This is a genomic window from Arthrobacter sp. CAN_A212, from assembly GCF_015752345.1.
GTDB lineage: Bacteria > Actinomycetota > Actinomycetes > Actinomycetales > Micrococcaceae > Arthrobacter_D.
Genome location: NZ_JADOUT010000018.1, coordinates 33403 through 54902 on the forward strand (window position 1 = coordinate 33403; position 21500 = coordinate 54902).

General features: G+C 61.5%; 23 protein-coding genes. 13 read left to right on the forward strand and 10 right to left on the reverse strand.

Going from position 1 to position 21500, the window contains the following annotated elements:
• Nucleotides 1-3: 3 nt before the first annotated feature.
• From IWX64_RS13130 to IWX64_RS17075, 5 genes are all read left to right on the forward strand, one after another.
• The gene (locus IWX64_RS13130) at nucleotides 4-981 is read left to right on the forward strand and encodes a carbohydrate ABC transporter permease (RefSeq protein WP_196867578.1); all 978 of its coding nucleotides are present in this window, start codon (nucleotides 4-6) and stop codon (nucleotides 979-981) included.
• Nucleotides 978-1868, forward strand: coding sequence for a carbohydrate ABC transporter permease (locus IWX64_RS13135; RefSeq protein WP_196867579.1), 891 nt, complete (start codon nucleotides 978-980; stop codon nucleotides 1866-1868). Before IWX64_RS13130 ends, IWX64_RS13135 begins: the two co-directional genes overlap by 4 nt.
• Nucleotides 1865-2863, forward strand: a complete 999-nt coding sequence (locus IWX64_RS13140; RefSeq protein ID WP_334683293.1) for a glycoside hydrolase family 43 protein — start codon at nucleotides 1865-1867, stop codon at nucleotides 2861-2863. The genes IWX64_RS13135 and IWX64_RS13140 overlap by 4 nt, the downstream gene beginning before the upstream one ends.
• Before the next feature lie 172 nt (nucleotides 2864-3035).
• Entirely contained in the window at nucleotides 3036-3269 is a 234-nt protein-coding gene (locus tag IWX64_RS17070; RefSeq protein WP_334683294.1) for a hypothetical protein, read from the forward strand.
• 207 nt (nucleotides 3270-3476) lie between these two features.
• Complete coding sequence (locus tag IWX64_RS17075; RefSeq protein WP_334683295.1) at nucleotides 3477-3665, forward strand: hypothetical protein; 189 nt, start codon at nucleotides 3477-3479, stop codon at nucleotides 3663-3665.
• Nucleotides 3666-3724: 59 nt separating this feature from the next.
• On the opposite strand, the gene IWX64_RS13150 is transcribed toward IWX64_RS17075, so the two are convergent.
• The 6 genes from IWX64_RS13150 to IWX64_RS13175 form a co-directional block, all read right to left on the reverse strand.
• Nucleotides 3725-5278 (reverse strand): ATP/GTP-binding protein, encoded by a 1554-nt coding sequence (locus tag IWX64_RS13150; protein WP_196867580.1) that lies wholly within the window; start codon nucleotides 5276-5278, stop codon nucleotides 3725-3727.
• Nucleotides 5279-6787 carry an SCO6880 family protein gene (locus IWX64_RS13155; protein WP_196867581.1) on the reverse strand — a complete coding sequence of 503 codons (1509 nt, stop codon included), beginning with the start codon at nucleotides 6785-6787 and terminating at the stop codon, nucleotides 5279-5281.
• Nucleotides 6771-8027 (reverse strand): hypothetical protein, encoded by a 1257-nt coding sequence (locus tag IWX64_RS13160; protein ID WP_334683296.1) that lies wholly within the window; start codon nucleotides 8025-8027, stop codon nucleotides 6771-6773. The genes IWX64_RS13155 and IWX64_RS13160 overlap by 17 nt, the downstream gene beginning before the upstream one ends.
• A gap of 221 nt (nucleotides 8028-8248) precedes the next feature.
• Nucleotides 8249-8995 (reverse strand): hypothetical protein, encoded by a 747-nt coding sequence (locus IWX64_RS13165; protein ID WP_196867583.1) that lies wholly within the window; start codon nucleotides 8993-8995, stop codon nucleotides 8249-8251.
• Nucleotides 8996-9015: 20 nt separating this feature from the next.
• Nucleotides 9016-9312 carry a hypothetical protein gene (locus IWX64_RS13170; protein ID WP_196867584.1) on the reverse strand — a complete coding sequence of 99 codons (297 nt, stop codon included), beginning with the start codon at nucleotides 9310-9312 and terminating at the stop codon, nucleotides 9016-9018.
• Between the two features lie 40 nt (nucleotides 9313-9352).
• The gene (locus IWX64_RS13175; protein ID WP_334683297.1) at nucleotides 9353-9952 is read right to left on the reverse strand and encodes a DUF6668 family protein; all 600 of its coding nucleotides are present in this window, start codon (nucleotides 9950-9952) and stop codon (nucleotides 9353-9355) included.
• 96 nt (nucleotides 9953-10048) lie between these two features.
• Between IWX64_RS13175 and IWX64_RS13180 the strand changes: the two genes are divergently transcribed.
• A complete protein-coding gene (locus IWX64_RS13180) occupies nucleotides 10049-10657 on the forward strand; it encodes a phosphatase PAP2 family protein (RefSeq protein ID WP_196867586.1) in 609 nt (202 codons plus the stop codon).
• A gap of 101 nt (nucleotides 10658-10758) precedes the next feature.
• On the opposite strand, the gene IWX64_RS13185 is transcribed toward IWX64_RS13180, so the two are convergent.
• On the reverse strand, nucleotides 10759-11487 hold the full coding sequence (locus IWX64_RS13185; RefSeq protein ID WP_196867587.1) for a hypothetical protein: 729 nt from the start codon (nucleotides 11485-11487) through the stop codon (nucleotides 10759-10761).
• Complete coding sequence (locus IWX64_RS13190) at nucleotides 11484-12206, reverse strand: helix-turn-helix domain-containing protein (RefSeq protein WP_196867588.1); 723 nt, start codon at nucleotides 12204-12206, stop codon at nucleotides 11484-11486. The genes IWX64_RS13185 and IWX64_RS13190 overlap by 4 nt, the downstream gene beginning before the upstream one ends.
• Nucleotides 12207-12338: 132 nt before the next feature.
• Between IWX64_RS13190 and IWX64_RS13195 the strand changes: the two genes are divergently transcribed.
• On the forward strand, nucleotides 12339-13436 hold the full coding sequence (locus tag IWX64_RS13195; RefSeq protein WP_196867589.1) for a CHAP domain-containing protein: 1098 nt from the start codon (nucleotides 12339-12341) through the stop codon (nucleotides 13434-13436).
• A 12-nt stretch (nucleotides 13437-13448) separates the two neighbouring features.
• Nucleotides 13449-14012: a hypothetical protein gene (locus IWX64_RS13200; RefSeq protein ID WP_196867590.1), complete on the forward strand. Its 564-nt coding sequence runs from the start codon at nucleotides 13449-13451 to the stop codon at nucleotides 14010-14012.
• A gap of 168 nt (nucleotides 14013-14180) precedes the next feature.
• On the opposite strand, the gene IWX64_RS17080 is transcribed toward IWX64_RS13200, so the two are convergent.
• On the reverse strand, nucleotides 14181-14426 hold the full coding sequence (locus tag IWX64_RS17080; RefSeq protein ID WP_334683298.1) for a hypothetical protein: 246 nt from the start codon (nucleotides 14424-14426) through the stop codon (nucleotides 14181-14183).
• 381 nt (nucleotides 14427-14807) lie between these two features.
• Between IWX64_RS17080 and IWX64_RS17085 the strand changes: the two genes are divergently transcribed.
• The 5 genes from IWX64_RS17085 to IWX64_RS13225 all read left to right on the forward strand — a co-directional run bounded on the left by IWX64_RS17085 (nucleotide 14808) and on the right by IWX64_RS13225 (nucleotide 20971).
• Nucleotides 14808-15629 carry a hypothetical protein gene (locus IWX64_RS17085; protein ID WP_334683299.1) on the forward strand — a complete coding sequence of 274 codons (822 nt, stop codon included), beginning with the start codon at nucleotides 14808-14810 and terminating at the stop codon, nucleotides 15627-15629.
• Nucleotides 15630-16047: 418 nt separating this feature from the next.
• Complete coding sequence (locus IWX64_RS13210) at nucleotides 16048-16278, forward strand: hypothetical protein (protein ID WP_024477298.1); 231 nt, start codon at nucleotides 16048-16050, stop codon at nucleotides 16276-16278.
• A gap of 553 nt (nucleotides 16279-16831) precedes the next feature.
• Entirely contained in the window at nucleotides 16832-18481 is a 1650-nt protein-coding gene (locus tag IWX64_RS13215) for a MarR family transcriptional regulator (protein WP_334683300.1), read from the forward strand.
• Between the two features lie 1108 nt (nucleotides 18482-19589).
• Nucleotides 19590-20417, forward strand: a complete 828-nt coding sequence (locus IWX64_RS13220; RefSeq protein WP_196867592.1) for a ParA family protein — start codon at nucleotides 19590-19592, stop codon at nucleotides 20415-20417.
• Between the two features lie 50 nt (nucleotides 20418-20467).
• Nucleotides 20468-20971, forward strand: a complete 504-nt coding sequence (locus IWX64_RS13225; RefSeq protein ID WP_196867593.1) for a hypothetical protein — start codon at nucleotides 20468-20470, stop codon at nucleotides 20969-20971.
• Here the strand turns inward: IWX64_RS13225 and IWX64_RS13230 are convergent.
• On the reverse strand, nucleotides 20968-21147 hold the full coding sequence (locus IWX64_RS13230; protein WP_196867594.1) for a hypothetical protein: 180 nt from the start codon (nucleotides 21145-21147) through the stop codon (nucleotides 20968-20970). The genes IWX64_RS13225 and IWX64_RS13230 overlap by 4 nt on opposite strands.
• Between the last annotated feature and the right edge of the window lie 353 nt (nucleotides 21148-21500).

A 21500-nucleotide genomic window follows, 5' to 3' on the forward strand; every position in this document is an offset into this window, starting at 1 on the left:
ACCATGACCACGCTGAAGGAAAGGAACGGGGGTGCCTCCTCACGGAAGGGGGCACCCCGCCCGTCGGCGACGGCGTCGTCGCCCCGCGAGATCCGCAAGCAGGCCGCCGCGACGCCGTGGCTGTTCCTGGCCCCGTATCTCGTCCTGTTCATCACATTCGTCCTGGTACCGGTCGTCTTCGGCGCATGGATCAGCCTCCATACCTGGGACTACACAAGGCCCCTCAAGCCCTTCGTGGGCCTCGAGAACTATGCGGCACTCTTCCAGTCAGGAACGGCACAGTTCACGAACTTCTGGGGGTCGATGCGCGCCACGGGGATCTTCACCGTCTTCAGCGTGCCGCTGCTCCTGATCATCCCCCTCGCCGTGGCCCTGCTGATGGCGAAGAAATTCCCCGGCCGCAATTTCTTCCGCGCCGTGTACTTCGCCCCCTACGTCCTCGGCGTGGCCGTGGTGGCCATAATGTGGCGCTACCTCCTAGACAACAACATAGGCCTGGTGAACTACTACCTCGGTCTGCTCGGGCTGCCGGACGACATCGCGTGGACCACCTCGACCCCAGCCGCCTGGGTGGCCCTCGTGGGCGTAACGGTCTGGTGGACGCTCGGCTTCAATGCCGTCATCTACCTGGCCGCCCTGCAGGACATCCCGGTGGAGCTCTACGAGGCAGCCCGTATGGATGGTGCCAGCCCGTGGCAGCAGTTCGTCAACGTCACTCTCCCGGGACTCAGGCCGGTCCTGTCCTTCGTGACCATCGTGACGTTGATCGCGTCCGTCAACATGTTCGGACAGTCCTACCTCATCACCCAGGGCGGGCCGGGCAGGGAGACGCGCACCGTGATCTACCAGATCGCGGACACCGGCCTCCGCAACTTCCAGATGGGCAGTGCCGCCGCCATGAGCTATGTCCTGACCGTCTTCCTGATCGCCCTCAGCCTCCTGGTCTTCTGGCTGTTCCGTGAACGAAAGGATGTCCGATGAGCCAGGCCGTCGAAGCCCGTACCTCCAACCCGAGAAGCACGCCAGGGACGCCGCGGCGCAGGATTCGCCCGCGCACCGTCGTCAAGGTGGTACTCCTGACGCTGGTGGCACTCCTCTTCATCAGCCCGATGGTCTTCATGATCGTGACCTCCTTCAAGACGCGCGGAGACGCGACGGCCATCCCGCCGTCGTGGATACCGATGCCCTTCTCCCTCGACGCCTACAAGGAGATCCTTGCGCCCGGCACGAACACGCCGGTCCTGCGATGGTTCTTCAACAGCATCCTGGCGGCCGTGCTTCACTCGGCCCTCGTCGTCGTCACCGCGTCCCTGGCCGCCTATCCACTGGCACGGATGAACTTCCGCGGCAAGAAGATCGTCTTCGCGGTCATCGTGGCCACGCTGCTGGTCCCGCCGGTGATCCTCGTGATCCCGAACTATCTGCTCGTCAGCGACCTCGGCTGGCTGAACTCGCTCGTGGCGATCATCGTGCCGACGGCGGCCTCGGCCTTCGGTGTGTTCTTCATGCGGCAGTTCTTCGTCTCCCTCCCCGATGATCTCGAGGAGGCCGCCCGGATCGACGGGGCGAACCGACTCCAGATGTTCACCCGCATCATCCTGCCGCTCGCCAAACCCGCCATGGCGACCCTCGCCCTGCTGGCGTTCCTCGGCAACTGGAACGACTTCCTCTGGCCGGTCTACGTGCTCTTCACCCCCGAGGTGCAGACACTCCCGCCCGGCCTGTCCACACTGCAGTCGGCCAACGCGGTTCGGTACGACCTCCTGATGGCAGGTGCTGTGGTGGCGAGCGTGCCGGTCCTCGCTCTCTTCGTGTTCCTCCAGCGCTTCATCATCGAGGGCGTCTCTCGGTCCGGGGTCAAGGGGTGAAACGCTCTCGCCCGAGCCGACTCCTCGGCATGCTGGCGGTCGGCGCCCTCGCCGCCGTGACTGCTGGTTGCTCGCCATCCGAGACGCCCAACGCCGTTCCGACGGACGAGGGGAACCAGACCCAAGTCCTCGACGAGGAGTTCGCCGATCCGGACATCCTGCAGGTCGGGGACACCTACTACGCTTACGCTTCCGCCGGGAACCGCAAGAACGTCCAGGTCGCAACGTCGTCGGACCTCCTCGCATGGGAGATACTCGACGACGACGCCCTGCCGAAGCTCCCATCGTGGACCATTCCCGGCAAGACCTGGGCGCCGGAGGTGACGCAGATCGCGGAGGGTAGTTTCGTCCTCTATTTCACGGCAACCAATTTCGACCCGGCCCTCCAGTGCATCGGTGTGGCCACGGCAACCGATCCTGCGGGACCGTTCACCGTGGTCGGGGACGAGATGCTGGTGTGTCCTGAGGACGAGGGCGGAGCGATCGATGCCAGCACCTTCACCACGGACGCGGGACTGAACCTCGTATGGAAAAACGATGGCAACTGCTGCGACAAGGACACCTGGATCCAGGCGGCGCCGCTCTCGACCGATGGACTCGAGCTGGCCGGACCGACGACGAAGCTCGTCAAGCAGACTCTCGAGTGGGAGGGCCTGCTGGTCGAGGCACCCACCGTCGTCCCGCGGGACGGCGGGTTCGTCCTCCTGTATTCCAGCAACTACTTCGGCGACGCGTCGTACAACGTCGGCTACGCGAGTGCTCCCGCACTCGACGGACCGTGGGACAAGGCACCCGAGCCGCTGCTGTCCTCGGACTCCTTCGGCGGGGACCGCTATGTGGGGCCGGGCGGCCAGGACCTCGCGACGGCGCCCGACGGGCAGACCTACCTGCTGTTCCACAGTTGGGACACCGCAGTCACCTACCGGTCCATGTACGCGGAACCCGTGGAATGGCAAGGGACGGGGCTGCGTTTCCTCGAGGAAGAGAACGGATGATCAGGAGTTTACAAAGGGGCCTGCGGTACTGCTGCTTCTATAGTGCAGGGCGGCACTGTTACAGAAGGGACTGCTGAAAGTTCGGTTTCCATCTAGCTTGTGAGGACTTCGTCCTCGGGCCGAAGCGGGCATTCAATCCTTCTCCGAGCTCACCAGCGCCGACATCACAGGCGTGCTGGGCGAAACAAAAGCCCGCCGCCACATCGCCGGGAACGGGCTCAAGTCGCTCTTCACGGCCCTCAAAGGACGTCGGCTCATCTTCGCCAACCCCACCCGCGGGATGAAGGCGTCCCCGAAGGCCACCACCATCCCGCTCGCCCTGGACGCCGCCGTCAGCCCGGGGGCAGCTGAACTCCTCGGACCAAGTGGTCGCTCTCGCGGTTGCCTTCCACGCTCTGACCGGTAAACAGGTCCGACACCTGTGACTCACGGACCTCAGCGACGGACATCTGGTACTGGGTAACCGCGACATCCCGCTGGCCGCGCCCGTGCGAACCCGTCTGGCAGCCTGGCTCGTCCACCGCAACCGGACCTGGCCAGGCAGCGCCAACCCGCACCTGATCATCAACCGAAGCGCGCCAGGCTCATCCCTGTCGGCCCGGAGTTCCCCTGGGTGGGCCACTCGCCGCGCCCCCAAGCGCTGCGCGAGGACCGCATCCTGCACGAGATCCACGCCACCGGCAGCGACATCCGCCGCATTTGCGACCTGTTCGGGCTCAGCGTCGAAGGCGCCACCCGCTACCTCAACACCGTCGAGCACCCCGACCTCACCATCCAGGGTGAACAAGTTCCCCGAACCTAAGTACCCACATAGGGTCCAACATCCGAGCATGCTCAAGTTCAGGCCACAAGCATCAAAATTCAAGCGAACTTCCCACTTTTGTCATGCCAACGCTTATTGGTGTCGTTGAGTTTCGCTTCAACGCTGGTTAACCCGATGTGGACGGGGATGCCGGGGCGTCCGCCTACTTTGATGAGGAACTTTCCCCGTCCGGGTGGTTCAACGTCGAGGCCGCGTGAGTCCCACGCGGGCGGGTCTTGCCAGGACACGAGTTTTTGCTGTTCCTGCCGGGAGAGTGGAATCGCTTTGGTCAGCAACGCCATTTCCGAGGCGGGGAGGCCACCACAGATGACCATGCCCGAGCGCTCCACAAAGCCTTGCGCTTTCATCCGATCTTCTTCCGCGGGCAGGGCCAGCAGGTCACTCATGGTGTGCGAGATCATCACCTGTCCCACACCGACCGAGCGGTTCAGGCGCGTGAGCGCGTCCACCCGGTCCACCATGCCTTTACCGGCCCGTAGTGCCCGCCACAGCTCATCGAGGACGACGAAGTAGTGACGGCGAGGCTCTAGCCCGGCGTCCGCTAGGGCGTTGGCGACGTTGACCGTGCCGAAGCCGTAGGACCAGCACGCTAACAGCACAGCGGCTTGGAGGTCTGTTTCTGTTTCGTCGATGGAGGACACATCGAACACCACGGCCCTGTCCCGTTGCATGGGGTTAGTGGTGTGATGGGAGAAGATTTCGCCTAACTTGCCGCCACCGGTGAGGCCCAGCAGGGTTGCCTCCAGTGCCCGAGTTTCAGCTTGGTAAACCTCCCAGTCGCCGCGGTCGAGGGCGACCTGGCGCAGCTCATCCGGCCCAGCTTGGATGACTTTGAGCAGATCCCCGAGGACGGGGATGCCGTCAAAGTGTTCATCGAGCCACCGCAATCCACGGTCGAGAATGGTTTGTTCCTGATCGGTAGGAGGCTGATTCCGGCTAATCGTGATGAGTGCGACGACCATGTTCAGGCGCCGCCCGTGAGCGTCGGCCCGGACCCGCACAGCAGCATCCTCGTGGCCTTGACCCTCGAGGAGCTGCGCCACTTCAATAGCCTGCCCAGGATCGAGGATATTCAAGTATCCGCGGCCTCGGCCGAGAGAGATCACTTGCCCGCCGGCAGCTCTCACCAGGTCAACGTGTTCACCCTTCAAATCCCCGAGAACCAACGGGTTAGTGCCCTGCCCGGCGAGGCCGAGCATCATCCGGCGGACCAGCGTGGACTTCCCCAGCCCCGGCTTTCCGAGGATGAATCCTGAGGGGTTAGAGATCAGTTGTGCTCGCTGGAACCAGCTGATCGGATCGCAGCAGACCGTGGCCTGAGTTTCCTCATGCCGCCCAATCGGGACACCAATCATGGGTGAGGACGTACCGGAGGAAAACGGCCACAGTCCGCACACCTGCACTGTCGTCCCCCGGTATTCGCGCACCGAGGGAACCAACGCGGCAGCGCCGCCGCCACGGCCACGCCACCCACGGGCACCAGGTATCTTCTCCCGGATCAGGGTGGGCTTCTTTTCCTTCTTCTTTTTTGGCTCCACCGGAGCCGCTTTGTGCTGGTTCTTCTGGACCTTCTGGATCTTCATTCGCGCCATTTAGAGCGCCTCCCTGATCTCTGAGGGCAAGAGGACGTGTTTCGGGAGGACCAAACCAATCGGCAGGGACGCAGCGAACGCCGTGTCTTGTGACCCGTAAGCGCGGCGTAGGAGTAGCCGTGCTGCACCGGAGGTTTGTTCAATCGCGGCCACCGCATCCGGTAGCCGGTCCAGGCCGTTGACCGTGGCCGTGACGACGAGGCCGAAGCTCACCAGCCCAGCCCCTTGTGCTTCTTCGGAGGCGGTTTGAGCAGCGGAGCGGGCATCGACCAGGGCGCGAGCTGAGGGCCGGTTACCGGAGGTAATGCGAACGTTGGCATTGTTCTGATCTCGTTCGACCAACTGCGCTGCACGGGCCGAGTCCATCGGGCGGTACAGCAGGGTGACGCGTTTGCGGTCCACATCGCCGTGCGGGGCGAGAAGTTTGGAGAGTACGTCAGCGTGGACCGATCCACGCGGGGCACTGGTCATGGTCCAGGACGCCGAGTACGCGCCTTCGTGGCGGTAGCTGTCCCAGTTCGTTTGAGCGCCGGAAGGCCCAACCTCGCCCCAGGTGAGTTCTACCGGGTGCCCGGCAGCGTGAGCCTCATCAATGACCAAAGCGGCGGGCGGATCGTAGGCAACCCGTACGACCTCGCAGAGTTCCTGTGCCGCCATGGGCCGGGCAATACCGGCACCCGTGGCTTGCAAGCGCTGAGAGAGACCGGGGAGCCGGGAGGCGAGATCCTTGGCGACTTCGGCTGGTTCGCGTTTGCGTGAACCGGAGCGCATGGTGGCATTGAAGGTGAGGGTGATCCACGCCCGGACTGTTGCGGAGCCTTCCGGGTAGGTGTCGATGACCTCGCGCAGCATCTGCTTGGCGATCTCTGGTGCGTTGTCGTCAATGTTCATGGTCACTTCGTTGCGGAGCCGGTACCCCGAATCCGGGGCCGTCTCGATCGTGACCGAGGCCGCTTCAATGCCGGCCTCATCGCCTAGAGCGGAGATCCAGCCGCCCCAGTTCGATACCCAGGCGTCTACCTGTTCAGGATCGACCAGGGAAGCGCCGTCTGGTTCGGTGGAAAAGATCACCGTGTAGTGGCTGGTGGTCGGCATGTGGAGCATGGCGAACGGGCGATTGTAGGAGTCCTTGAACTCATACAACCGCGACTTAGCGGCAATACCGGGGAGCTGATACATGCCCCACGAGGTGACGCCGAGAGGACCGGAACGGTAAAGGTTCGTTCCTTTACGGCGGGAGCGTTTGAACGCAGCCCGACCGCCTGCCCGGTCCACAATCGTCATGCCGTGCTTGTCCTTGATCGTGAGCAACACCAGGCCGATACCAAAGACGCCCATCACGCCGAGGCCAACAAAGAGGTTCCAGATAGCGAACGAGATAATCCCGAACACCAGGCCGACGAGGATTAGCCCCGTGCCGATAGCACCGAAGTTACCCAGCCCGGCTGAGCGGGGAACCCGCCAGTTTCCGTAGGTCGGTTGCTTGTAATCGTTAACTGTTGCTGCCACTTGGACCATCCCCCGCTGCTTCCTCTGAAACTTGCTTTACTGCTTGTGCGCCCTTTGACGCGGCGGCTACCGTTGCACCCGCAGCCGCACCCGCTGGACCTGCCGCAGCGCCAGCCTTAGCGCCCGCCGCTGCACCGGAAGCACCACCACCGGCTGCTGCACCACTACTGGCTGCTGGTCCGCCGCCCGTAGGGCTACTGCCGCTGCTAGGGGCTGGAGCGCTACCGCCACCGCCACCACCACTGCCGCTGCTGCTGCCTGCTGCTTTGCTTGCTCCACTAGAGGCCGCTGCTACCAATGCTGGAGCGCCGCCTGCTGCACTACCGGCTTTGCCGCCGCCGCTTGTCCCAGGCGTAGGCGCTGCCCCACCGGAGCTGCTACCCATGGCTGAGCTTCCCGTTGGGGAAGACTTACTGCCACCTCCACCGCCGGAGCTTTGCCCGCCGCCACTTGAGTTGCTGCTCGCTGGTGTGGGAGAGGCATTACTGCTCCCACGACCGGCTGCACCCAGCGACCGAGCGCCGGACGGCATTGCAGCCATGGCCGCTGCACCGGCTCCCGCAGCCATGCCACCGCCACCACCGCCGCTGGCGACAGCTCCTACCAACGGGGTCACGAACCGCATCAGGGCTGGCAGCGCGAACAAGGCAACCACCATCAGGGCGAGGCCGGTAATGGAGTTCAAGATGCCGGTGAAACCGGACATTTCCCCGCCGCTGACCAGGCGGAACGCCACCGCGTACACGATGGCCGCAGCTGGTTTGTAGAGGATGAAAGCGAGCGTCCAGCCAATGGTTTTCTGGAACCACTGTTTACCCATTTCGGTGTTGGTGAAAGCTGCCGTGGTCGGGAGAATCCCGGCCAGCACCACCAACATTCCGCTACGGACGACCATCAGAACGATCTGAACTATCGACGTGACGATTCCGATCAGGCCCAGGATGATGACCATGAAAATGGCGGTATCTGCCTGCCCCGTTATTAACATGCCCTGAATAGCGTTGGCGAACCCTTCACCGTCGGTGGCCTGGTCGATGATCCACTTCGAAAAACTGTCAGAAGCAACGATGAGGAACGCGATCACAGCCAAACCCATACCCGAAACAAGGGTCAAAGTCAGCAGGGAACGGATCAGCTCACGGACATGTGAGCCGCGCTGCTCCCACACCATCCGGGTACCACCGACAATCACACCGAGAACGGCCAGTGCCGCCGTCCAGTACCAAAGACCGCCCTGCAAAAAAGCAACCGTAGGCGAAGCTTCGCCACCAGCCATAGTGAGGTTACTCGTCGGCATATCCACCCAAAACGTAGCCAGAGACAAAACGATCTGCGCCAGTGCCTCAGAAATAGCCGCCGCCAGATCCTCAATCGCGCCGCCTACCGCACCACTGATCCAGCCACCAGCGGTTTGACCTCCCCGGCACAGAAGATCCCATGGCGCGCATTCTTCTTCCTCCATCAGACACCGTTCCAGCTGATGTAATCACTGAGATCATCGAGCTGTCGGAACCCTGTATCTCCGGTGGAAGGGAGATCAATCTTCCAATCGCCTTCCTCCCATACCAGCGGGGTAGGAAGCGAGCCGACAGCACCAGTTTGAGTCTCTACCCCAATATCTACGACGGCTTCCTGATCGGTGTAGCTTCGCAAGATGAAACCCTTTATCTGCATACCCGGAGCATCCTGAGCGCCGACTTCTTCACCATTGGCTATGGCTTCAAGCGCTTGATCCTTTATTGGTCCGTCCGCTGTCAGTTTTTCGTAGAGATTTGCGGGGTCTCCGAAGAATCCGGTTGCCCAAATGTTTGAAGCAGCGTAAAGAGCCCCTGTTGGTGTCTGAGCGAAACAGGTGCGGAGTCCGCTGTCGTCAACCACCCCCGGCCCGGCAGTCTCGGGGGCCACGGGCACTGCCATGGTCCCTACTAGTTCCCAGTCGCTTTCAGGAGCAGCGCCGAGGGCTGTGTCGTCGCTGGCCGGTAGCCCGCAGACGCTTTCCTCGGCTCCGTCCGCTGTGGCTGCCGGTGCTGAGGTTGTTTCAGAGGTCGCTGGTTCAGTGGTTTCGGCGTCTGGTTCGTCTCCCCCGCGAGGGAGGAAAGCAATCACGATTACTGCGGCGATCAGCACCAGGACTAGTGCGGCGGAGAGGATGAAGCCGGGCCGGGTGAAAGGGTTTTGGTGGTTCTCGTCGGGTGATACGTCACTCATGGGTGATCTCCTGACCTGGTTTAGACGAACGCGGTGACGAGTCCGGAGGCCCCGGCGACGACGACGCAACCGGCGAGGGTCCAGCCGAGTTTGGAGAGTCCTTCGCCGCCTTCACCGCGGCGTACCTGGATCATCATGGTGATACCGGCGATGATGACGCCGAGAACACCGAGGGCGAGGGCGATCCATGCGGCCCAACTGAGGATGGTGAGCAATCCTTCGGAGCCGGGAGGGGCCGATCCCCCACCAGGGTTAGGAATCGTTGACAGTACGTCTACGGCGGACAGTTGAAGGTTGAGAGCTGCTGTGTGAAGCATGGTGAGACCTTTCAATGAGAGGCGACGCTGCTGCCCAGGTTCAGAGCAGGAGTGAATTGATTTCGGTAATGAATTTGCGGGCTTCTCGTGGCAGGTGTTCTGGTGCCACGTTCCCTGTCCGCCAGGCGTCTACCCACGGCAGATGCCATAGGCGTGGTGCTCCCCCGGCGACGATGGTTGCGAAGTCGCGGAGTTCTCGCGGGAGTTTCCCCGGAGCGTCGGCCAACACGGCCAGCCCGAGTAGTTCCACTTCTGGAGGTTGCGGTGAAGTCCACTCAATGAGTGCCCGCTGCGCTGCTTCCAGCCCGTTCATGTTGGATCGGCAGACCAGCAGAACACGGGGAGGCATCCCCGGATTCTCAAATGCTGGCCAGGTGTGTTGCGTGGAGCGGGACCCGTCGATCAAGCGCGTTACCGTGCTCTCTCCCGCTCCCCCGTGCACACCTACGATCCATAACGACGCGGTGCCGGCCACGTACCGCCGGGGTAGCCGGTCAGCGGCGTCAGGTTCAGGGATGCCCTTCTGAGGTAGTGCAGCACCAGTCACCGGTGGCACGGTGACTGCAGGTGATGGTGCTGTATCTGGTTTACTTGACGGCGGTAGAACTGAAGCGACCCAAAGATTACTCACGCATGTCACGTTATCAAGCTTTCGTGAATAACGTGAACACCTTTGGAGGGTAATGCGGGTAGTACGGTGTGGCGATGGGAAACAGGTCAGGGCAGGATGCAGGGCATGACATCACTGGAGGCAGTGCCGCAGCGTCGATCAGTTCGTGACCGGACCGCGAGGATTTTCACTGAGGTGTTCGCGCCCGCTGTGTTGGTCACGGTGCTGATCCTTGTGAGCAGCGTCATCCCGTATGGGCTGCCGGGTCTGCCTTCCGGATTACTGGCGGTTTTCTTCATCACCGCGCTGCCTTTCGCGGTGGTCCTGTTGTTGACCCGCAGGGGCACACTCACTGATCATCACCTCGGCCAGCGCTCCCAGCGGGCTCCGGTGCTGGGAGGGGCGATTCTCTCTGTGCTGCTCGGGCTGGGCATTCTTGCCGTGACCGGTGCACCCTCCGGGCTGATGACCATGATCCTCAGTGTCCTGGCGGGAATCGTGGCGGTTTTAGTGGTGAATCTGGTCTGGAAGCTCTCAGCACACACCGCCGTCGCGGTGTTCTTCGCCGTCGCGCTGGTGATCTATTTCGGCCCGTGGGCTCTGATCGCGGCCGCGGTGCCCGCCGGCGTCGGATGGTCGAGAATACATTTGGGTGCGCACACGCCCGCGCAGGTCCTCGCAGGTGGAACCGTCGGGTTGCTCATCGGTGCTGGGTTCGCCCTGGTCACCGCGTAAACGAACCAGGATCACCGCCCAGAACAGGTGAGTATGTACCCGGTTCAGGGCTGCTGCGCGAAATGAGACTATTGCGCGGATGAGGAACCTTGGTCAGCGGGTCAGCGGGTCGCGGTGATGAGGGTTTTTTCTTTGTTGGCGTAGTGGCGTCTTGAGGCCCAGGTAATGGTCGGCGCGATAGCGACGACTGCCAGCGCCGTGTAGACCACGACGTCCACTACCAGGTGAACATCGATCCACATGTCGACCAGAAGGATGACCGGGAGGATGGAGACCAGTCCGAATCCGGTCGCAAACAAGCCCGACGCGACGCGCAGCACGGGAAGAGCTGTTTTCTCCAGTGCTGCCCGGAAAGTCCACGGGACCAGCAATACTGCGATGAAGGCCGGGTAGACCCGGCTCGCCAGCCGGTACATTTCGACCCAGAACTGATCGGCGTAGGCGTTGAGCCCCATCGACGAGACAGGGACATCGGCGTACCAGAACATGGCAATGATGGCCAGTGAGGTGCCCGCGAAGACGCGCCGCCCCCATGCCCCGGTGATTGCCTTGCGCACGGGGCGGCAGGCCAGGGCATCGGCTACCCGCAGTCCGACGAGGACGAAGACCACGTTCAGGGTCAGCCGTGAAATCAGGTTGGCGGCGTTGACCCCGCCGAGGGCTTGATCGACGGGAAGATAGATTCCCGGGATGGCCAGGGCGATGACCACACTGACCAAGACGAACGCGGCGAGGGTGGCCCGGTTCTTGCCTTTGAGCGCCGCCGGAACGCGAAGGACGGCCAGGACCAGGCACAGGATGAGAAGGGCTGCTGCGGTGAGTTCACTCATCCGAGGTTCTCCCACATCTCCTTGGCCCGGGATCGGTCGTGGTCCCGCCCCCAGTATTTGCGGTTTTGTACGGAAAGTTTTTGGGTGGCCACGGTCAAGAGGTCACTATCGGTCAAGGCTTGTAAGCCCCCGAGGCGGGCATCCGGTGGCCAGCCGCCCTCGCTCTCGGTCAGTAACCCGGTGACGACCAATCCGCTCGCCAGGGACACTCCTGCGTACCGGGCGACGTCGACGGCAATCTCGGCAGGGAGATTTCGTTTCAGCCGGGAAGAGAACGTTGAGGAGGTGACTCCGAGGCGGGCTGCCATCGCTGTGCGCAGATCCCCTGGATCAATGGCGTCGATCCAGGCCCGGGTCGAATCTGTGTGGGGGAAAGCTCTGAGGTCACCGGGCATGAACGGCAGCAGCTCATCGGCCCGGACGAGAACTTCGCGCAGGACATCCAGGTAGTGGATTTGGCTGATCAGCTCGGCATTGGTTGGCGGTTTCACGCCCGAGGCGAGGTCGGCGTACAGCTCAAAGTCAGATAACGCGGACAGCGGCGCCATCTCATATGCGCGGGCCACTGCCACGACCGTGGCCTCGGCTACTTTTCCCCGCACGATCTGCTGATGCAAGGTAGTCCACTTAATTCCCGTGGCCTGGGAGATCTCCCGGACGCTCTGCCCTGGAATCCGGGCATCAGACCACCGCTGAAACTCATGCGCGGCGAGGGGCATGCGATGGGCCTTCCGGACGGGGAGCTGACAGGTTCATCCTAACCAACCACCCATCCGGTACTTCACAAAAAGCACGTTATGATAAAAACTGTAAGAGTGTGAGTGCTGGTGAGTGGTGATGCGAGGTAGTGGATGCAGTCTAAAGGTCTCATGTATACGGCGCTGGCGCTGGTTTCAGCACTGTTTCTCGGCCTGATTCTCATCGTGGTGCTCCTCAACGGTAGCGAACAACCCGCGTCAGCGAGTGAGTGCACCCCCGCTACCCGTACAGACATCGACAGGTCAGAGGTAGGCAGGTCCGAGATAGACCCCGAGTATCTACCCACGGAAGCCATTGCGGGATATTCCGGTGAGCAGTTGGTCAACGCCGCCCTGATCGTCAGCGCAGGCGACGCACTGGATGTGAGCGTGAAAGCTCAGACCATCGGCGTCATGACCGCGATGGGCGAATCCAGCCTCCAGGTCCTTGACCGGGGCGACGGCCCCGGCCCGGATAGCCGAGGCCTCTTCCAGCAACGCGATAACGGTACGTGGGGATCCTACGAAGACCGGATGGATCCAACGACCAGCTCCACCAACTTTTTCACCGCCATCCAAGACGTGGACGGCTGGGAATCCCTGACCCCCAGCGAAGCCGCCCACCAGGTACAGCGCAACGCAGACCCCTTCCACTACCAACAACATTGGGTGGACGCTATCGACGTGGTTGCCGCCGTCGCTGACATTGAAGGACTCGATGCCTGCCTCACCGAGGGTCCGCAGCTCGCAGGCGTTGGCGACGATCTGCCCTGGCCGAACCCGCCCTACTGCGTGATCGGCGGAACCTGCCCACCAGGTGCTGTGTCCCCGCTGGGTATGTACAACAGGGAGTGCACTGACTTTGCCCTGTGGCGGCTGAACGCCATGGCCGGCGTTACTAGCGACCCGTGGAAGTTCCACAACTCAGACCTCACCCTTGGCAACGCCGAACAGTGGCTTAGCGCGTGGCACCGCCAAGGCTGGGATAGCGGGCAGGAACCCCAGGTCGGAGCCGTGGCCTACTACGCGGCCAACGTTGGCGGAGCCGGTTCGGTCGGTCACGTCGCTATCGTCGCCGGAATCAACAACGACGGCACCGTGGCGATCGAGGAATACAACGGCATGGCACCACCCAACGATCACCAATACAGCACCCGCAACATTCAGCCCGACGAGGTTAGCACTTACCTCTACTTCCCCGGCGACGACTAAGGAGAACACCTGATGAACCGCTCTCGCACCAAGCACTTTCGTCCCATTGCTCTAGGCCTCGCTGCCGCGACCGTGCTGCTCTGCACTGCGTGTTTCAGCGGCGACCAGACCAGCTCCGGCAGCGAGGAAACCACCACGCCTCAACCCACGCCAACCCCGAGGAGCACCTACACGCCCTCGCAGAGCGTCGGAGACGGCCCCCAGGCACCAGATACAGACCAGGTGCCCGAGAATCCCGAGTGGACTCCCGAGGACGAGGAAGCGGCCAAACAAGTAGCTGAGGACGCGTTAGCGGACTTCGCCCGCCCCGACGTGGAGGAAACCCAGTGGGCTAACGATTTCGCCCGCTGGCTCACCCCCGACGCCACCACCTCCTATTCCGCGGTGGACCCGGCGAACGTGCCCGTGACCGAAGTGACCGGTCCCGCGACCCTAGACATTGATGAAACCAACGGGTTCGGAGTGATTGCCACTGTGCCGACGGACATAGGCGACTACGGGGTTCAGCTCTTGCGCCAAGGTCAGGATGAGCCGTGGAAAGTGAACCGGCTCTACCCGCCCGAAGGCACCAAATAGCCCAACTAAGTTCCGAACGACTTACCGCTTGACCGAACGAATCCGCTCTTACCGATACGCCTCTGACGTAAGGAAACCAGCACCATGACCATTGACCAGGTTGAAGTCTCGACCTTCCCCCATGTACGAGCCATTGTCCGGGCCAACGGCACCGGAGAGGTCGTGATATCAGGGAACTCCCGGCCCATCGACGCCCCCGACGAAACCACGCTGCGGCGCGAGGCTATGACGATCGTCATTGATCTGGCCGGTGTCCTCAGTCGCCCGGTGCGCGTCTACACCGAAGGCCCAGAGGGAGACGGTGAACTCGTGGTCCACCCGGACGGGGATATCGATGAAATCGCCGCTGAAACCAAAGGCCGCAGACGCCGGGCTGAAACGCCCGTCACCACTACGGCCCCTCCAGTCATCCACGTAGACGACACGGTTAGTGAGGACACGATCAAGAGGCCGCTGCCTCCTATCGAGCCCGCCGCCCCGGAACCAACGGCACCAGCCGTACCGGCTCAGGAGGCTCCCAGTGCCCCTGTGCCACCGATAACCTCAGTGCCGTCCTCATTACCCGCGCCAGCGGTACAGGAGCCACAGTCAGCAGCTACGCAGCTCCCGCAGGCTGTCAGCCCGGACACAGCCCCAACGTCCGCCGTACCAAGCGCCTCGGAAGCGCCGGCCCTTTCAGTTTCCGAGGTTCCTACCCGCCGCACCCTCAAAGACACATCTTTTCTGGTCAGTGATCCTGTGGTGCAGCCAGCTACTCAGGGATTCCGTGGTGCTATGAGCCGGATGGGTTTGCGTATGGGCCCGTCTGAGTCGGAAATGGCCGAACGCGCCGATATTCACGCTGTCTCTCAGCACTGGCCGGGACCGCGCACTATTGCCGTCGTGAACCGTAAAGGTGGGGCGAACAAGACGCCGACTGTTGCAGCCTTGGCGGCAGTGTTCGCCCGCTATGGCGGCGGCGGTGTCCTCGCGTGGGATAACAACGAGAACCAAGGCACTCTAGGCTGGCGGACCGAGCAAGGCCCGCACACGTCAAGCGTGTTGGATCTGCTGCGCGATAAAGAGCAGCTGCTCTCCCCCACCGCCCACAACGCTCTGCTGGCGCACTATGTTCACCACCAGACCGAGGACAAGTACGATGTGCTGCGCTCAGATGAGAACGACGAAGGAGATCACGAGATCTCCGCCGACGAAGTGGACGCCGTTCACTCCGTGGCCGCTAAGTACTACCGGATGATCGTCATGGACTCAGGGAACACCGCGAGGGCCGCGAACTGGCGGGCCATGATTGGGTACACCAACCAGCTCGTGATCCCCACAACAACGATGGAGGACCGGGCCGAGGCCGCGAAACTCACCCTGCAAACCCTCGCGGCGCGGGATGAGCACTCAGCGCAGTTGGCCGCTAACGCGGTAGTCATCATTTCCCAGTGGAAGGCCGAGGACGGCGCCGAAGCCCGCCGTATCGCTGACGGATTCGCACCGCTGGTGCGCCGCGTCGTCACAGTCCCCTACGACCAGGCACTCAAAGCCGGACGCATCCGATACGCCGCTCTGAAACCACCCTCGCAGCGTGCCTGGCTCGCCGCCGCCGCGGCTGTAGCGCAAGGACTGTGATGAAGCCACACGGTCGCGTGACATCCCTCTCATCAAATGGAAACAAGCGCACATGCGCAGAGGCTTGTTTGCGCCACACTCCTCCGCCGCGCCGTATGCGACACGCCGAAGAGTTTTATTTAACGACCCCAACGTCGCGGGTGCGGCAAATAGGGGCATTAGTCCCATTGGGCGGTGGCGCCAGAAACTCCGCGTGGAATAAGGGATTGACCAAAATGACGCGAATGCCCCTATTTTTCGGGCATCGGAAGGAGGTGTGCCGGAAAAATTTGGAAACTGCATCCGGTCCCAGAGTTCGGCTGCCTTGCGTGATAGCTTCATGTCAACTGGAAACAGCAACACATCTCACACGGTCAGCATGGCAGCTGAGGTAAACCGCCCAGTCGGTCCCCCGGCACGAGATTAAAAGGACAAGACGATGACAGCAACAGGAAACCGCGGGGGCGGGCAGCGCAGCAAAGGCGACCGGATTTTCGTTGGGACCCGCCTTCCCCGAGAACGCCGCGACCTAGTCGTTGCCATCGCCAAGGCCGAAGGCATCACCGTCAGCGATCTGCTTGCGGAGATGGTTGACCGTGATCTACAAAAGCGTGACTGCAGCAATCTGGACATTCAACAGCCCCTTCCATTAGGGCGAATGGCCTCTTAAACAAGTGAAGGCCCGCACGAAGCGGGCCTTCCAAGCTTGTGGCTCGTATCCGGCAAGTTTTGCCGGCTAGACGGATACAGCCAATCTCAACTCAACAAACAAAAGAAAGGAAAGGTGATTCATAAGTAAGCGAACCGAAGCTCTATTTACTTAGGGCCCAACCAAACTCCGGAGAGCTGGTACTTCAGATCTCCTACGAGTTACCGCAGGAGGGCCAGGTTCCTCTTTTGCCCGCCATCACGACGGAAGGTCCTAGACCTATCCCCCTGAAGGGATTATTGCCATAGTACATCAGCGCTCAATCGCGTTTCCAGACCATCACGGCAACACTCTGCCGCGTGTCGCGCCCGTCAACGGGACCCCAGCCGAAGCTTGGAACGCTCTTGCCCGCCCGTTAGCCGGTCAGGCACGGGTAAAAATTTCCCGTGACCGCGGTAAGTCCTACCCGGCGAACAGCGAACGCGACCTCACCGACCAGCTGCCCTCATCCCCAGCTGCCGTAAGGATTTTCGGCCCTGACGGTACCTGTGCAGCCATCTTCCTGGACTTCGATGTGGCACCCGCAGGGCAGGCCCAAGTAGACGCTGACGTCCGGCATGTGACCACCTGGCTGCACCGCCACGGGGCACGCTGGATCGCGGACCACTCTCCCAGTGGTGGACGCCATATTTATGTCCCGCTGGCTCGGCGTGTCGGATTCTCGGAGGCCCGCGACCTGGTTGAAGCCCTCGGAGCCTCCTGCCCGAGCCTCGATAAATCCCAGCACCAGAACCTCAAGCAAGGTTGTATGCGCGTGCCCGGATCCCGGCACAAGACCGGCGGCTACCAGGAACTGGATATGAGCCTGAACCTGGCCTACGACGTCGTCCGCCGGCCGAATAGTGCTGGCGTGTGGGAAGCCCTCATTGGGGACCTGGGTGCGGAGATCAACGCCGTCCGGCAGATGCGCATCGTTGAGCCGTACACGAGTGCCATCACCGGGGAGAAGGAAGACCGCTCCCTGGACACGTCTCCGGTCGCTGGGCTATCTCACCGGATCCTCGACATCGCCCAACACGGCGTGTACGACACCGCACGCTATTCGTCAGCGTCCGAAGCCCGAATGGCTGTCATCACCGCGGCCGCCGCATCCGGGATGAAACTCACCGACGTCGAACTGCGGGTCCGCACAGGGATCTGGCCGGGCCTCGCCCAGTTCTATAGCCGCTACCGAGGACCGTCCCGGTTCAAATCCATGAAAGCGGACTGGGATAACGTCCTCAGGTTCATCCAGACCCAACGGAAGCTCGACAAGAAACAGGCCAATCAACCAGCAAAGAGCAATACCCATAAGTCCCCCACAAGCCGGCTACCTTCACACGGGGCAGGGTTACAGGGTGGTAATTCTCTTGCCGCCAATTCAAATGAAAGTCCCGCCGAACACCAGTTCATCCTCAACTGGCGCAATGCCCTCACAATCGCTGAACATCGCTATCACGGGTCCAGGTCAGGACTGGTTCGTCGGATGCTGCTCCGGGCCATGGGCGCCGCCGCCAGGATGACCGGAAGCAGGTTCATTGAATTCGGTTCCCGCTCCTACGCCGTCGCCACCGGCCAAGATCATACGACCGTCGCTGCCCACCTCCGGGAACTTAGAACTGAGTCAGATGCCCTGGTCACCCTGATCGAGCGTGGCAAGGGAACTCACGGCGACCAGTACATGCTCACCATTCCCGAGGACCTTATCGAACCAGCGAGCAGCCTGGCATGGAGGAAAGGCAAGATCCACGCGCTGCGGGCCGCCTTTCGTGAACTCGGACTGCCAGCCGCGTACGTGTATGAGGAACTGGAACGGGCCCCACTCCCCCGCAGTACCGCCGAGCTGGTTCGGGCCACCGGGTTGAGCCGCACAGCCGTTAGCGAAGCGCTTGAGATCCTGGCAGCCTGGAACCTTACTACCCGCTCCCCCGCCGGCGTATGGTCAGTGAACACCACTACCAATTTGGACCTGATCGCTGAGCAGCTAGGTGTCATGGACCAAGTACACGCACAGATAGCCCGCCACCGAGCCGAACGAGCTCGGTGGCGTCAATGGCTGGGCTCCCGAATCCTAGCCACCTTGGAGCCCCTCTCCCCCGGCGAGGATTACCCCTGGGACGCCTACGAACGACCACCCGACGACTGGGAGCTCGCGGACCTGGCCTTCTCTGCCCGTGCCGGCTAGGCACTCCCCCGTCATTCTGCCTTGGTACTAACAAACCCAACAGAACTAATACCCCTATTAGGGATGAAGAACCCAACGGTTCCATTAGGACCTTCTAACGGACCATAAAGGTTCATCGCCAATGCCCCACTGGGGGTGATGCCCTGAGCCGAAGCTCCACTTTTTTATCACTACGCCGTAGAACGACGCAATGACTTCAGATGGCCATCCAGAATCATTGCGACCGATCCCGCTCCCTAACTTCGTAGACCCTTTGGTGGCAACAGAGGCAAGGGAACCATCAGCTCTAATGCCCCTATTAGATCTAACGGTGCCAATGTGGGTGTTCCCGCCCATCCAAGTAATCAGCTTTCCTGCATCTTTTAATGGTGGCGTTAACCCTAGAAAGCACTAACAGAACTATTGGAAGTAACAGGAGACAACATCCTTAACGGAAATAACACATGCGAGACCGCCAAAAAGTGAACAGAACTAACACCCGCAACGTACCTTACAGAAGTAACAGAACTAACACCCCCTTTCTTGGAAGCAATGGAACTAATAGGGGTATTAGGGCTGTGGACTTCATCGGCAGTGGATGGGCTTCACTGATCTGGCGACGGAATCTACTGCTGATCACCGGGGAGCCCAGGGAAGCAGTCCCGCTCGCCAAGCGTCTAGTCGGCCGAGCAGCACAGGCGTCAGCAACCCCGATACAACCAACACCCCTATCAGTAGCATTGCCTCTAATAGGGGTGTTACTGCTTGAACCGGCAATGGGGTTAATGCCCCCATTAGGGGTGATGGCGCCGCTGATAGCTGATGGTCGATCTGGAGCATGGGGACCACGAACTGGCACCAATGCTTCTAATGCCCCTATTAGGTGGAATGCCTCTAACAGGAGCAATAGAACTAATGCCCCTAATACTTCTGATGACACGAACGGTTGTAATAGGGGCATTAGGGTTAGGGTTGCAATTGGAAATAGTTTCCAGTTGCACCGGGCGTGGCTCACACGGGGGAGTCACCCCGGCGCTACTCTGGTGAACATCGGTGCCGGCCGGTGGATTTTTGCTACCCGCTGGTTTGGTGCTGCAACGATCCATTTGGCTAAGAGAGGTTCCGGGACATGCCGGCACGAGTGATAGCGGTCTGCAACCAGAAAGGCGGGGTAGGTAAAACCACCCTCGTCACAGGTCTGGCCGAGGTCTTTGCGCAGAATCTGGGCAAGACCGTACTCGTAATCGATGCAGACCCTCAGCGGAACACCACCTCGGCCCTGGGAATCGACAACCCCGAGTTCACTCTCAACGACGTCCTATACGGTGACGCGGAACAGAACCAGAAAATCGCACCCGGCATAGCTGCCGACGCAATCATCTTCACCGGCGATGCTTGGCTGCCACGCACAGAGCAGGGGGAGGACTACCCACCTATCTCCCTGATTGCCTCCGAGCGTAACCTTGCATCCCGGGAGCGTGACTCCATGATGGCGAGAGAGCACCGGCTGAAGACCTCCCTCAAGGGTGTCTCCGACGTGTTCGACATCGTCCTCATCGACTGCCCTCCGTCGCTCGGACTCCTCACCATCAATGCACTCACCGCTGCCACCCACGCCCTGCTGGTGACCGAGCCGCGGGTTTCGTCCGTCGAAGGGCTGACCGAGATCGTCGCGACCATCGGTGAAGTTCAGGACAGCCTTAATGAGGACATCGAAGTCATCGGCGTGATCATCAACAAGGTCCGCAAGGGCCGCAGCGACCAGGTCCATTGGATCGACCGGGTAGAGAAGGATTTCGGCGACGCCGTTTTCTCGCCTCACCTGCCCGACCGGGAGCTTTTTGCGAGGGCACAGGCCGCAGCGCAGCCGTTGAGGAACTTCGGTTCAGCGACCCGGCCTCTCCGAGATGATCTGCAGCGCCTTGCCGAAGCAATTTGGAAAGAAAGCGAAGCATGAGGACCGATCCGGCCCCTAGCAGGGGAGGAGGCACAAACCCTCTCGATGCTTTGAAACGCGGACGCCTGGGGAAGGCTGCGCAGCGCGGCGTTGTCGAAGATATGACAGCAGAGCAGCAGGTATCACCTGAGCCTGCTGCGAAGCCGGCTCTTGCGCCGGTCGTGGATCCCACGCCCGCTGGGCAGCTCGCCCAGCAGCCAGAGCCGGTAGCGCAGGCCGCACCTGCCGTGGTCACTCCAGCACCCCAGGCGCCGGTGGCTGTTGCAGAGCCCTCGGTTGCTACACCTGCTGCTGAGGTTGTTGCTCCTCCCGTGACGAAGTCACCGGAGGATAAGCCCGTCAAGGATTCGTTCTACCATTCCAAGGAGAGCCATCGCAGGCTGCGCTCGACATACCTAGAGACACGACATCTGACCAAGTACAAGTCATTGTCTGACTTCATCTCATCGCTCATCGACCAGGAGTGCACCCGTTTGGAGGAGCTGTACAACGACGGAGAGCCGTTCAGTACTGATCCGAACGAAATGCCTCGCGGTAGGCCCGTCGACGGCTAGTTTCCGTTGTTGTCATCGGCTTCGGACGGGGTGTTAATGCCGTGGATGCTTTCAAGAGCCAGGGTTCCGCGCTTAATGCGCAACTCGTGCTCGATCGGCATCCCGTAGTATCCGCGGGCTGCAGCGAATGCCCCGGTAGAAATCGTGGCCGCGGCGTGCGCGATGGGCTTCTGCATCAGGTTCGAGCGGCGAACGGTAAATCACAGGGGTCACGAGCTGAAGGTCAGGCTCCCTCATGCGAGGTAGCCTGACCTTGTCCACTGACGGGAATACCTTGGACTGGCGTGCCGGATGATCGGGCATACCCAACTGGTGTTCGCAACAATCGCCGGAGGCAAGTTAGCTGCCTACTTTGGCAATTTCAGGACCACGTTTGCAGGCGATTCTGTATCTGTGAGACTCCAAATGGTCACGGTTTTGAGCCTCATCCGTTTCACCAGGCCAACCTAAGTGACCTCTCTGCGTTCGGGCTGTAAAGACCTAAACAATCGTCTTTTTGCTGCTGTCCTTCGGATCATAAGTACCTGCT